The following is a 13,569-nucleotide window of genomic DNA, read 5'->3' on the forward strand; positions in this document are numbered from 1 at the left end:
AGTCGGCGGTTTTAGAGTTGGCGGCCACCCTCCTCTCGCAACAGCGCCTGCAAGGTGTCGAGGCGAGCACTGTCGAAGGCAGTGACCGTGCCCTGCTCGAACACCCGGCGCGCCAGCCCGGTCAGCACCGCACCAGGCGGCAGTTCGATTTGTAGACGCACACCGCGCTCGTAAGCGCTTTGCACGGTGCCGCGCCAATCCACCACGCGGCACATGTTGAAGGCGAGGTCGTCGCGCAGCGCTTCTACTTTGCTCACAGGGCGTGCGCGACTGCCGCTCAGGTAAGCGATTTTCGGGCTCTTCAATTCAATCTTGGCGAAAGCTTCGGCGAGGGTTTGCGCCGGTTTTTCCAGCAGCGGACAGTGCGACGGCACACTCACCGCCAGACGTTTTGCCAGACCGGCGCCACGACTGCGCGCCAGTTCCGCGACCGTTTGCATCGCCTCGTCACTGCCGGCAATCACCACCTGATTGTCGGCGTTGATATTGGCCAGATACACCGGCGAATCTTCGCTATGCACCTGCGCCAACAGCGTTTCGACTGTGGATAATTGCAGGCCGATGATCGCGGTCATGCCGTAGCCCTGTGGATAAGCCTGTTGCATCAAATCACCGCGCAGGCTCACCAGATGCAACGCATCGCTGAAGCTCAAAGCCCCTGCGACCACCGCTGCCGGATATGCGCCGATGGACAGGCCGGCGACGTAATCCGCCGTGAGTCCGTCCTGCAATAATTGCCGAGAAGCAGCGACTCCGGCGATCAGCAGGCAGAGCTGAACCGCCCTTGTCGTGCGCAACGCTGCGCTGGAATCCAGCAACAAAACATCTTCGCCAAGCACATCACTGGCTTCGACCAAGGTCTCGCGGGGCAAGCGCTGAAGCATGCCCGCTTGCTGCGCGCCCTGGCCGGGGAACACCAGCAGACTGCTCACGCTGCCTGCTCCTGCGGGTTCCACGGGTCAATCACCAGGCACGCCTGATGGGCATTTTTCAACAGCACGCGCGCCGAACCGCTGGCCCATTCACGCAATGCCACAGCACCGAACGGCGTCTGCAATTGCAGGTCGACCCGGCACGCGGCTTGATCAAAAAGCGCGACCAGTTTGCGTGCCTGATTGCGGGTAATCAGTTGCGGTGTGCGCAGAATCAGATCGAGGTCACTGGCCGCGTGCATCGCGGTAAAACCACTGGCCAATTCAAACCCGACACTGCCGCTGACACCCCAGACCCAACCGCAATCGTCGAGCATCGGCCGCAGTTGTTTGAGCGCGTGCATGACCGGCAGATCGCGCCCGCTGTCGACGTGACACAGCGCTTCCGGACTGACCCGACAGGCAATCGAATCGACCGCCATAAACACCGCCAGCCGCTGCTCGCGCAACACACCGCGCACGCCGACCGCGACGTAACCTTCCTCGCTCAACGCCCGCCGCACCACCACCGGTTGCCCGGCGCCCAGCGACTCGACTGCCCACAGCGGCGCATCCGCCGGCAACTGCGCCGGGGTCATGCCCCAGAGCAGATCGTGGGCCAGAGGCGTGTTCACCACTGCGCCCTCAGCAATTCGCGCACACGGCTGGAGGCAGCACGATTTTTCGCGCCGAGGCGATTGCTCAGATCAGAACTGGAAATATCGCCGATGGCTTGTTTGAGGCACTCGTTGACTCTTGATAGATCTTCCGCCGTCGGCTGCTCAATCTGCTCCACCGACAGGGTTTCCCAGAGCAAACCAAGACTCGCATAACTGTCGATGTCATAAGCCATCGGCGGCACACTGGCGGCCAGCGCTTCCAGTTCTTCAACACTGCGCAACGTCACCCGCGCCGCCGACGCCTTGCCCATCGCATGTACCATCACGCCCGGATCGCGCAGCGCAATCAAGCGGTTGGCCTGATAACCATGCGCCAGAAACGCCCCGGACATCGCCTTGCCCACCAGCAACGCGATCACCGGATGCCCGGCCAACCGTGCGCGGGCATAACTGTCCGCCGCACCGGCCAGCGCCTGATGAATGCCAAGCGCTTCTTCGCGCCGACCATAAGCCTGGCTTGGCACATCGACGATGGCGATGATCGGGCGCTTCTGCGCTTTGTCGCGATCAACAGTGATCGCATCATCCACAGCCTTGGCCAGACCCCAGCCTTCGAGCAAGCCGACTTCGCCGTTGCGCGCACGCGGGAAACGATTGTCTGGATCAGCGACCACAGCGATAAAACGCCCCAGCTCACCGTCAGCCACCTTCAACGAGGCCGGCAGCCCTTCAACGCTTTTAGCGCCCGCGCTCAAGGCGTAGAACCAATTCAAACCGCGCAGCGAATAACCGCTCATGAGCGCTCTCCTTGATACAGATCGCGAACCACTGACGGTTCGATTTGCGGGTCAGTGTTCAGACTGTCGAGACGCTGCAGAAACCATTCTGCGCGTTGGCTGCGCGGTTGCGCCGGCAAACCTTGCTGGAGCAATTCGCCGACCTGCTGACGAATCTTCGCCACGTCATCGGCGACATACCGATCGACCAGACCACTGGCAAACCGCTGCTCACCGCCAGTCAAACTCCAAATGAAAGGCCGGTCGCGGGAGTCGTATTCCTCGATCCCGGCTTCCTGCTCGATCACCTGCGGCCCGTTCAAACCGAGACGTGCTTCCTGAGTCACCAGCAAATAACTGCAAAGCGCGGCGGCAATCGACATGCCGCCAAAGCAACCGACGCTGCCCGCCACCACACCAACCACCGGTTGGTACTGCTGCAAATCGACAATCGCCGCATGAATATCGGCAATGGCCGCCAGCCCGAGATTGGCTTCCTGCAAGCGCACACCACCGGTTTCCAGCAGCAACACCGCGCGTGTCGGAATGCCTTTGCGGTTGTCTTCCGCCGCCAGTTCGAGCGCGCCGGCAATCTTCGCCCCGCCGACTTCGCCAAGGCTGCCACCCTGAAACGCGCCTTCAATCGCCGCGATGACTACCGGCAAACCATCGAGGTTGCCCTTGGCGATCACCACGCCGTCATCGGCCTGCGGCACCACGCCCTGACGTTCGAGCCACGGCGACATGACCCGTTGAAACGGATCGAGCAATTCGCGAAAACTGCCAGCATCGAGCAAGGCTTTCGCCCGTTGCCGTGCGCCGAGTTCGACGAAGCTGTGTTTGTTGAGCAACGCTGCGCTGTCAGTCATGGCCGATCTCCTCGAAACCTTGTTCCAGGCGCAAGCGCACCACCCCCGGCGTCGCGCCGAAGTCGTGGATATCGATGGCCATGGCCGGCGGCGTGGTGCCGTCGAACATACGCGCAAACAGATGCTGCCAGCGCAACTGCGCGCCGTTGACCGAGGTCTGCACATTGATCGTCAGCTTGCCGGCCAGACCCGGCTCGATCAGCACTTCCAGATCACCCGAGCCGACACAACCGACCAGCGCGCGACCGCGTGGCGGCTGCCCGGCGGGGAATTCAAACGATAGGGTTTCCATCAAAACGCTCCCTGAAGGATGCCGTCGCGCTCGATGCGATCGAGCAGCAGCGTGGCGGCGAGCAAGTCGGCAGCGCCACCGGGCGAGGCATTCAATGCGATGAGTTGTTGATCGAGTTCGTGCAGGCGACGGCGACCGCTGAGGCTGGCGCTGCCACCGGCGTCGAGCACGGCTTGCGCGCCGAGTTGCATGGCGCGCAGGCCGGGTTCGCCGGCGCGGTAGAGCACGCAGGTGTCGGCGAGGTCAGTCATGATCGCGAGCAAGGCGTCGAGTCGGGCGTTCTGTTCGCCGTGGCCGTTGGCGCGGCTTTTCTGCAGTTGCGGCAGGCCGCGTTGCAACACGGATGGAAAGCCCAGTTGCGCTTCCTCGCGGGCACCGCGTGCGCCGTAGCGCTGGGCGACTTGTGCGCCGTGGCTGAGCGGTTTCGGTGCGTAGCAGTCGTCGAGCAGTGCTAGGCGTGCGGCACACAGGGCAATGGATTTCGGTTGCAGCGCGGCGGCCGTCACCAACAGACCCAAGGCCCAGATTGCGCCGCGATGGGTGTTGACGCCTTGGGTGGTGGTGAGCATGGCTTGCTCGCCTTCACGGCCGATGCGGCCAATCGCTTCGCGCAACGGCAAACCGACTTCGCCAATGTCCAGCGCTGCTTCGACCATTTCCTTGAACGCTGGCCATAATGCCAACGCCGAAGCGTGCATCAGGCCCAAGTGCAGATCGGTGTGCGCGCCATTGCCGCGACGGTCAACCAGTGCCGGTTTCGGCGACAGATCGGCTTCGTCAATCAGCGCGTCCACCGCCAGATCGGCCAATCGATCTGCCAAGGACAGCGGTTTCGCTTGCAGGTTAAATGCGTGCATTACCAGCTCCTGAATTTGGCGGGCGGGTTGTACAGGCCGCCGGACCACTCGACCAGATCGCCCACGCTTTTCGCCGCGAGCAATTCGCGAGTGGCGTCGGTGCGGCGGATGCCGAGGTCTTCGGGCAAGGCGATCAGGCCTTCGCGGCGCATGCGTTCGGTGTCTTTCGGGTTGTGGCGCAGGCCGATGGCGGTGACGCCGGCAACTGCGGCGATCATCGCCTGGCGCTCTTCCAGCGAGCGCGCCTTGTACAGGTAGGCGATGCCTTCCTCGGTGAGCAGGTGGGTGACGTCGTCGCCGTAGATCATGATCGGCGCCAGCGGCATGCCGCTTTTCTTCGCCACTTCGACCGCGTCGAGGGTTTCGACGAAGGTCGGTTTGCCGCCCTCCTGGAAGGTCTCGACCATTTGCACCACGAGTTTCTTGCCGCGTTCGAGCATCGGTTGCTGCGAGTCGTCGTGGCGCATGTCCAGCCACGCCGGGGTGCCATGACGGCGACCGCGCGGGTCATGGCCCATGTTCGGCGCACCGCCGAAACCGGCGAGGCGGCCACGGGTCACGGTCGAAGAATGGCCGTCGCCATCGACCTGCAACGTCGCGCCGATAAACAGATCCACCGCGTACTGTCCGGCGAGCTGGCAGAACATCCGGTTGGAACGCAGCGAGCCGTCGCGACCGGTGAAGAACACGTCGGGGCGCGCGGCGATGTAGTTTTCCATGCCTAGTTCAGTGCCGAAGCAATGCACACTTTCGACCCAGCCGCTCTCGATCGCCGGGATCAGCGTCGGGTGCGGGTTGAGCGTCCAGTTGCGGCAGATCTTGCCTTTCAGGCCGAGGGATTCGCCGTAGGTCGGCAGGATCAATTCGATGGCGGCGGTGTTGAAGCCGATGCCGTGGTTGAGCGACTGCACGTTGTGTTTTTCGTAGATGCCACGGATCGCCATCATCGCCATCAGCACATGCACAGGCTTGATATGGCGCGGGTCACGGGTGAACAGCGGTTCGATGTAGAACGGCTTGTCGGCGACCACGACGAAATCGACCCATGACGCCGGAATGTCCACGCGAGGCAGTTCGCTGACGTCGTCGACCAACTGGTTGACCTGGACGATGACGATGCCGTCGCTGAACGCCGCTGGTTCGATCAATGCCGGGGTGTCTTCGGTGCTCGGGCCGGTGTAGATGTTGCCAGCGCGGTCGGCCATGAAACCGGCCGAGAGCACGACGTTGGGGATCAGGTCCACCACCAGTCGGGCGTAGAGTTCGATGTAGGTGTGGATCGCGCCGACTTCGAGCAAGCCGTCTTCGAGCAGCTGGCTGATGCGCAGGCTCTGGGTGCCGGCGAAGGAGAAATCGAGCTTGCGGGCGATGCCGCGTTCGAACAGGTCGAGGTGCTCTGAGCGACCGACGCTGGGCATGATCATGTGCAGGTCGTGGAGCTTTTCCGGGTCGGCTTTGGCCAGCGAACGGGAGAGGAAATCCGCCTGCTTCTGGTTGTTGCCCTCCAGCACCACACGGTCGCCGGGATGGATCAGCGCTTCGAGCGCGGCGACGATCTTGTCGGTGGGCAACACCACACCGTCGGCCAGCCCGCGCACCTTGTCGAGGCGGCGCTGCTTCTCATCGCGCCGCCGCGTCCAGCGCGAGTCGGGGGAAATTGTTGTTGTCATGCTCACTCCACGGGGTTCGCTGTCGTGGAGCTAAGGTAGGCGTGTGGGGTGGGAGCATCAATCAAGCGCGGTGGTGAATCGTTACGCTCAGGGTAATGATCAAGAGCCGCCCTCACCCTAGCCCTCTCCCGGAGGGAGAGGGGACCGACCGAGGTGTCTGGCGCCATACATCGACCTGCCCCACCAAGTCGATTATGGATTCACAGCAGTATTTTCAGGTCGGCGTAACTTGTGAGCATCCCACGGTAGGCCCCCTCTCCCTACGGGCGGTCCGACGTTTCGGGAGGGCTGGGGTGAGGGTCAGCTTTCAAGTCACTCCGTCGGCACCAACCTATCCAACAAACGGTTGACGGCCATCTCCGCCACCATCACCACCTGCGCAATACCTTGCACAGTCTTGCGGTGCGTACCTTCCACCATTGCCGCATGGTTGTTGAGCATGACCGTGGCCGAGCCGAGGGTTTCACTGGCGTCGGCCAGCAGGGATTCGGTGTCGGCATTGGGGTTGGCCATGTACAGCGTGTTGGGGGTGTAAGGCGTGGCCATCAGGTCGGCGTTGGTCGGGCCGAGGTAATGGTCGAGGGCGCGTTCGGCGGCTTCGTGGAATTTCTTCGAATCGGGGGATTCGTAGGGGGATGCGGGATCTGTGAGCGGGGGGTTAGGCGTAGGTTTAATCATCTTCAGGTTCCGAAATTAAGCTGGAACCGCTTCTCTGCTAAAAGAAGGGGTGGCAGCTGAACGCAGGTTAGCAGACCGGGGAACCTAAGGAAGCCGGCGCGCCGAAGCGCCCTGCGCACAGCCGCCATCGAATGCAGGCGCTGAGCCTGACGATGATGCATGTGCACCCTTAGATTAACCACGGGCTGCTAAACCCGATCACTGGAAATCAGTGATGCGAATCAAGTTACGCAGCATGCCGAGAGCGCACAAGCCGGCGGATTCTGGTGCATGCGTAGGCAGCGGCGCAAGGATTTGTAGGCTCGGGAGCCGTAACACCGGATGTCTTTAAACAGCTGAGCTGAATGGTGTTTATTACTCACAGAGATTTAGGATTTGTCTGTCGGATTGGGGTGTGGCGACTGGCGCTTTCGCGAGCAGGCTCGCTCCCACAGGGGGTCTGTGTCGTACGCAAAATCCGGGATCACTGAAGATCAACTGTGGGAGCGAGCCTGCTCGCGAAGAGGCCAGTCAGAACACCGAAGATTCCAGATCAGTAAACGAGCCCAGCATCCACCAACAACTTCTCCAGCCCCAACAAATCCGGCACCTTCGCCACCTGTTCCCCGACCTGCACCGCCGCCTGCTCCAGCCCACACAACGGCACATCGACATAACTCAACTGACTATCAAGCTTGTACGACCGCGGAATCCCCTGCACCAGCAGCGCAATGAATTTCAACTCCGGCAATCCACCGAGCGCATTCAAAATCACGATCCGCGCCCGCTCGCCAATGACGATTTTCTGCCCGCACGCCGATTCAAAACTCAGCAGCGGAATCTGCCGCTCTCGCCACGTAACTTTACCGAGATACCACGGCGGCGTGTCCAGATCGAAGGCACTGGCCTGGTAATCGATCAACTCAGCGACAGCGACGTTAGGCAGGATCAAATTGCGATCCGCCAATGGCAGCAGCAACCCGGTCAGTTGGCTGCTGCGCTGATTATGCCGGCGCTCATGCATGTTTCTTGCTCCACTGGGCAATGCTTTCGAGCAGCACCGACTCTTGATACGGCTTGCCGAGGTAGTCGTTGACGCCAATCGCCATCGCGCGGTCGCGGTGTTTCTGCCCGGTGCGCGAGGTGATCATGATGATTGGCAGGTGCTGCAGGCGTTCGTCGTTGCGCACCTGGGTGGCGACTTCGAAGCCGTCCATGCGCGGCATTTCGATGTCGAGCAGCATCAGGTCGGGCATGTGCTCTTCCAGCAGCAGCATGGCGTCCACCCCGTCCTTGGCCGTGAGCACGTTCATGCCGTGGCGTTCGAGCAAACGGCTGGTGACCTTGCGCACAGTGACCGAGTCGTCGACCACCATCACCAGCAGCGGTTTGTGCGGTTCGCTGTCGAGCTCCGGCAGCGTTGGCGTCGGCGCAATGCGTGCCTGCATGGCGCGGATCGGCGCGAGCAAATCGAGAATCAGCACCACCCGACCATCGCCGAGAATCGTCGCGCCGGATACGCCCTGCACCGCCGCGAATTGCGCGCCAAGGCTCTTGACCACGATCTCACGGGTACCGGCCATGGTATCCACCAGCACCGCGATGCGCCGGTCGTTGTAGTGCACCAGCAGCACCGGCAATGGCAGGTTCTGGCCCAGCAGTTTCGGTCGTGGCGCGGTTTTCAGCAGTTCGCCGAGGTAGCACAGCTCATAGGTCTGGCCGCCGTATTGGTAGCGCGGTGGATCAACGCGGAAGTGAGCTTCCAGATCATTCGGCAACACGCGGACGATGCCTTCGATGGTGTTCAGCGGGATCGCGTACTGATCCTCGCCACACTGCACCATCAACGCGCGGTTGACCGACACGGTGAACGGCAAACGAATACGGAAATGCACGCCCTGCCCCGGCACGGAATCGATGCTCATGCTGCCGCCGAGCTGCCGCACTTCTTCGTGCACCACGTCCATGCCGACGCCGCGTCCGGAAATCTGGGTGATTTTTTCTGCAGTGGAAAACCCCGGCTGCAGGATGAACTGCAACACATCGCGGTCGCTGATCTCGGCTTCCGGCGCGAGCATGCCACGCTTGATCGCTTTGTTCCGCACCGCTTCCAGCGGCACCCCGGCGCCGTCGTCGCGGATATCGAAAACGATGTCGCCGCCCTCGCGGGACAGGTCGAGGCTGATCTGCCCTTGCGCCGGCTTACCCGCCGCCAGCCGCACTTCGGCGGACTCCAGACCGTGGTCGACGGCGTTGCGCAGCATGTGCTCCAGCGGCGCGGCCATGCGTTCGAGGACGTTGCGATCCATCTCGCCTTCAGCGTTGCCGACGACAAACGCGACGTCTTTGTTCAGCTCTTCGGCGACCTGGCGGACGATGCGTTTCAAGCGCGGCAACATGCGCTCGAACGGCACCATGCGCGTGCGCATCAGGCCTTCCTGCAATTCGGTGTTGATGCGGCCCTGTTGCTGCAACAGGTTCTCGGCGTCGTGATTGCGGCGGTCGAGGGTTTCCTTGAGATCGAGCAAGTCGGAGGCCGATTCGAACAGCGCCCGCGACAGTTGCTGCAACTGCGAATGGCGATCCATTTCCAGCGGGTCGAATTCTTCGTAGCCGAGGCGTTCGGCGTCGACTTGCTGACGACTGAGAATCCGCCCCTGAGTTTCAGTGTCGAGGCGGCGCAACTGATCGCGCATGCGCTCAATGGTGGTTTCCATCTCGTTCAGGGCAATCTGGGCGTCGTTGACCTGTTGTTCGATACGGCCACGGAAGATTGACGTTTCGCCGGCCAGATTGACCAGTTCATCGAGCAGTTCGGCGGAGACCTTGACCATGTCCGCGCCAGCCTCGGCGGCTGGCGGCGCTACTTCAGGCTTGACTGGCACCGGCAACACCGGCGGCGTGTCGGGCATCACCGGGTGGCTGAAATTCTGGATCGCGTTGATCAGCCGATCGGCCGGCGGGCACGGTTGCCCGGCGCGTACGCCATCGAGCATCTGCGCCAAGCGATCATGACCGCGCTGCACCAGCGCAAACAGCTCCGCCGACGGCTGCAAAGCGCCGCTGGAAAGACTTTCGTAAAGGTATTCCAACTCATGGGCGAGGTCGCCGATCGGGCCGATCTCGACCATCCGCGCGCCGCCCTTGAGGGTGTGCAGATCGCGCAGCAGGGTTTCCACTTCCTGACGATTGCCAGGCTCCGCCTGCCAGCGCAGCAGCGCGGCGCCGGAGTTTTCGATGATGTCGAAACCTTCTTCGAGGAAGATTTCCAGCAGCTCCGGATCGTGCCCAGCGCTGTCGTGATCGGCGGCGGGTTGCGGCGTTTCGCCAACGCTTTGGCCCTGGCGCAGCTGACGCAGGGTTTCGATCAAATCCTCTGCCGGGGTCAGTGGCTGATGCTGTTGCAGTTGTTCCACCAGCAGCGCCAGACGCTCATGGCTTTTGAGCAGCAAGCGCGCCAACACTTCGCTGTGGCTGTAGCGACGATCGACCAAACCTTCGTAGAGGCTTTCCAGTTCCTGAGCCAGATCGCCGACGGCCTCGACTTCAGCCATTCGCGCACCGCCCTTGAGCGTATGCAAATCGCGCTGCAACGAGGACAGCGGCGCGCCGTTGTCCGGGTCGTTGAGCCAGCGCTGCAAGGCCTGGCCGGCGCTGTCGAGGATGTCCACGGCCTCTTCGATAAAGATCTCGACGATCTCGTCATCCGCTTCAAACGGGGTGGCCGCCTGCTGCAATTCCGCCGTGGCGCTGCCCAGTTCACGGATGCTCAGGGTGCGGCTGCCATCGCTGCGAATCAGGCCCATGGAAGAAGGATCGAGGCTCTGATCGAGCAGATCATGCAACGCCCGAATCCGCTCTGGCTGCGGCGTGACTTCCTGACCGGCGGCCAGTTCGTCGAGCATGTTGATCAGCGCTTCGTGGGCGTTTTGCGCTTCCTGGAAAAACTGCTCGCTGACCGCCAGGCTGCTTTCTTCCACGGCGCCGTAGAGATCGAGCAAGGCTTCGCACAACACATCCACCGGCAGCAAATCCGCCAAATGCGCGCCTTCGCCGAGGGTGGTCAGTTCATCCAGCAAGGCGCTGAGTTCCTGACGCTCGCCGGGGTGTTGCTGCCAGCGCTGTAGCAGGCTCTCAGCATCCAGCAGGATATCCATGCCTTGAGCGAGGAAGTTATTGATCAGTTGCGGATCGCGCTTGATCCGCACGCCGGTATTGGGCGCATCGAGGATCGACGCCAGACGCTCGGCAAGCAGGGTTTCCGAGCGTTTGATCAGCGACTGTGCACCGACAATCGGCGCCAGCGGATCGTGCTTGAGCTGACGCAGGCCGACGCGGAACAAGCCCTCGGCTTCGAGGAGCAACTCCACTTCGTCGAGGTCCAGCGGCAACTGGTGCGCCTTGAACTCGCGGGCCAGTTGATCGAGCGGTGCCGCGAGTTCGGCAATCGGCAACACGCCGGCCATCGAGGCACTGCCCTTGAGCGTGTGCAAGGCGCGCTGCAACTGGTCACTGGCTTGCAACGGCACGTGTTCGGCGGCCTGATCAAGAAAACGGTTGAGACTGGCGAGGTGAGTCTCGGCTTCGTTACGGAAAATCTCCAGCAACAGCGGATCGAGCGCGGCGACATCGTCGACATCTTCGGCGGCCAGCGGCTCGTCACCCTTGGCCAAGGCATGCGCGCGTGCGGCGAGTTGATCGACATCGCTGCGCTGTCGCTGGCTGTTAGTGGCGAATTCATTGATCAGCTCCGGCAACAACAGCACCGTATCGGTGAGCAGTTGTGGCACCACCGAGCCGGGTTCGACGCTCTGTTCCAGGACGCGGTTAAGCAGGTTTTCCACCGCCCACGCCAGCTCGCCGAGGATCAGCGCGCGGACCATGCGCCCGCTGCCCTTCAAGGTGTGAAAGGCGCGGCGCAGTTCAGTCAGCGCGGCGCGATCCTGCGGATTGGCCGACCAGCGCGGCAGGTATTCGTGGAGAACTTCGAGGACCTCGTCGGTCTCTTCAAGGAACACTTCGCGCAGTTCATCATCGACCGGTTCTTCATCGGCCGGTGGTGGCATCAGGCTGCCGGGAGTAATCAGAGCCGGCGGGTTGAGCGCCGAAACCGGGCTGGCGAGAACATCGGCCAGCGACTGTACGGTTTCCGGATCATCGAGCGCCTGCATGTCCTGCATCACCAGCGCTTCGCTGGGGCTGAGCACGTCGTCGAGCACGGGCACATGCGGCTCATTTGGAAAGAAACCCAGACTGGCGAGGGATTTCTGTGCGACGTCCAGCAATTGTTCGCCCGGTGCCTGTGGGTCGTCGCTCAAGCGTTCTAGGTAATACTCCAGACTGCTGATGACATCGGCCAGATGATCGAGTTGCTCCCAACCTGGCTCGTGCGGATCAAGCAGCAAATGTTCGCGGATAAAACTGTTGCAGGCTTCGACCAGACTCGCCGCGCGATTCAACGGAATCATCGCCAGCGCACCGCGCACCTGAGTCAGCAGCGCCGGCAGCGGTTGCAGGTGCTGGCGATCCCAATCGGCGTCGATGTAGTCGACGATCATGTCCTTGGCCTGTTGCAGGCAGATGCGCGCTTCCTTGATCACGATCTGATGGATCTGCGTCAGGTCGGTGGTCGGCAGGCGCGAATCTTCCGGGCTTTCCGGCTCGACGGTGCCGACCATTCCGGCCAACGTTGCTTCGACGTAAAGCAGCGCACCGGCAACGTCCATCAGGATCGCGTCATTCGGTTCACGCTGGCCCTGGGCGAGGCTGAGTACCACGGCCAATTGATCGATGATGACTTTGCGCGGCTGGCCGAAACCGAGCACGGCGAGGGTGTCGGCGATCTGCCGCAACGGCGCGAGCAGGCTTTCCAGATCCGAGGTGTGCTGACGGTCGCTACGCACGAACAGGTCAAGGCGTTCCTTGACCCGCACCAGTTCTTCGCACAGCGCGGCCAACACCGAGCGCATCGCATCGCGGTCGGGGCCGGCAAGGCGCGCGCGTTCTTCGTCGACCATCGCGCTGTCAGGCAACGCGTCGTCCAGGGAGTAGCGATCTTTCATGGTCAGCATCTGCCCGGTGGGATGTTCGGCTTTGGCAATATAGAACAACAGGCTTTTCAGCAGTTCTGGCGGTGGCGTCTGGTTGAGGCCGGCCATGCCTTGCTCGAGCAGGCGTTTCAGCTCTTTGTCAGCATCCTTGAACAGGCTGCGCAGCGCCGGACTGTTGGCGATCACGCCTGCGCGCATGCCTTCGACCAGCGCCGAGGCGACTTGCCACAGCGGGCTCAGCGGCGAATCACCGCTCAGCGCTTCGAGGCGGGTGAAGACCTTGGCCAGATATTCGAGGTGGGTCTGGTCATCCTGTTCGCGCAGCAAACCGACCAAAGCCATTTGCAGCATCTGGCGTAATTTGCGCAGCACGTTCGGCAACTCTGCCGGCTCAAGCAGCGCCAGTGCTTCGGCGTTCAAGGGCGGTAACTCAGGCAGTTGCGGGCTGAACAGGCTGGTTTCAGACAACAGGCTTTCGCCACGGGCACTGCGCAGATCGTTGATCAGCGGCAACACCACAAGCGGCAAATCACGGCGAGCGCTCTGCACACGGTCGAGGTAAATCGGCAATTGCCCGAGGGCTTGCAGCAACAGGTGCAGAGCTTCGTCGCGGTGGCTGACGCGCTCATGCTGCAAGGCTTCGACCAGATGTTCCATTTCTTCGGCGAGCAAGGCTGCGCCGTAGAACTCGACCATCTGCAAACTGCCGTGGACCTGATGGATGTAATCCAGGCACTCGTCCAGCCCGGGAAAGGCTTGCGGATCATCGAGCACGGCTTCAATCGCCTGATGCGCCAGCCTCAGCGTTTCGGCAATTTCGCCTTTGACCCATTCGAGGGCCACATAGTCGTGCCGATCACCCATAAC

10 protein-coding genes are annotated in these 13,569 nt (G+C 62.1%); all 10 read right to left on the bottom strand.

Going from position 1 to position 13,569, the window contains the following annotated elements; genetic code table 11:
• Positions 1–11: 11 nt before the first annotated feature.
• Complete coding sequence (gene mdcH / locus ACRRSD_RS13265) at positions 12–932, bottom strand: malonate decarboxylase subunit epsilon (RefSeq protein WP_435038317.1); 921 nt, start codon at positions 930–932, stop codon at positions 12–14.
• The gene (locus ACRRSD_RS13270) at positions 929–1,549 is read right to left on the bottom strand and encodes a malonate decarboxylase holo-ACP synthase (protein WP_435038318.1); all 621 of its coding nucleotides are present in this window, start codon (positions 1,547–1,549) and stop codon (positions 929–931) included. The genes mdcH and ACRRSD_RS13270 overlap by 4 nt, the downstream gene beginning before the upstream one ends.
• The gene (gene mdcE / locus ACRRSD_RS13275) at positions 1,543–2,328 is read right to left on the bottom strand and encodes a biotin-independent malonate decarboxylase subunit gamma (RefSeq protein ID WP_435038319.1); all 786 of its coding nucleotides are present in this window, start codon (positions 2,326–2,328) and stop codon (positions 1,543–1,545) included. The genes ACRRSD_RS13270 and mdcE overlap by 7 nt, the downstream gene beginning before the upstream one ends.
• Complete coding sequence (locus ACRRSD_RS13280) at positions 2,325–3,176, bottom strand: biotin-independent malonate decarboxylase subunit beta (RefSeq protein WP_435038320.1); 852 nt, start codon at positions 3,174–3,176, stop codon at positions 2,325–2,327. The genes mdcE and ACRRSD_RS13280 overlap by 4 nt, the downstream gene beginning before the upstream one ends.
• On the bottom strand, positions 3,169–3,468 hold the full coding sequence (locus tag ACRRSD_RS13285) for a malonate decarboxylase subunit delta (protein ID WP_007913697.1): 300 nt from the start codon (positions 3,466–3,468) through the stop codon (positions 3,169–3,171). The genes ACRRSD_RS13280 and ACRRSD_RS13285 overlap by 8 nt, the downstream gene beginning before the upstream one ends.
• On the bottom strand, positions 3,468–4,325 hold the full coding sequence (locus ACRRSD_RS13290; protein ID WP_435038321.1) for a triphosphoribosyl-dephospho-CoA synthase: 858 nt from the start codon (positions 4,323–4,325) through the stop codon (positions 3,468–3,470). The genes ACRRSD_RS13285 and ACRRSD_RS13290 overlap by 1 nt, the downstream gene beginning before the upstream one ends.
• Positions 4,325–5,995, bottom strand: a complete 1,671-nt coding sequence (gene mdcA / locus ACRRSD_RS13295) for a malonate decarboxylase subunit alpha (protein WP_435038322.1) — start codon at positions 5,993–5,995, stop codon at positions 4,325–4,327. Before mdcA ends, ACRRSD_RS13290 begins: the two co-directional genes overlap by 1 nt.
• A 312-nt stretch (positions 5,996–6,307) precedes the next feature.
• On the bottom strand, positions 6,308–6,673 hold the full coding sequence (locus ACRRSD_RS13300; protein ID WP_034153647.1) for a DUF6124 family protein: 366 nt from the start codon (positions 6,671–6,673) through the stop codon (positions 6,308–6,310).
• Positions 6,674–7,205: 532 nt separating this feature from the next.
• Positions 7,206–7,676, bottom strand: a complete 471-nt coding sequence (locus ACRRSD_RS13305) for a chemotaxis protein CheW (RefSeq protein WP_435038323.1) — start codon at positions 7,674–7,676, stop codon at positions 7,206–7,208.
• A complete protein-coding gene (locus tag ACRRSD_RS13310; protein ID WP_435038324.1) occupies positions 7,669–13,566 on the bottom strand; it encodes an Hpt domain-containing protein in 5,898 nt (1,965 codons plus the stop codon). The genes ACRRSD_RS13305 and ACRRSD_RS13310 overlap by 8 nt, the downstream gene beginning before the upstream one ends.
• Positions 13,567–13,569: the final 3 nt, after the last annotated feature.

The sequence above is a fragment of the Pseudomonas neuropathica genome, from assembly GCF_051174785.1.
GTDB classification, from domain to species: Bacteria; Pseudomonadota; Gammaproteobacteria; order Pseudomonadales; family Pseudomonadaceae; genus Aquipseudomonas; species Aquipseudomonas neuropathica_A.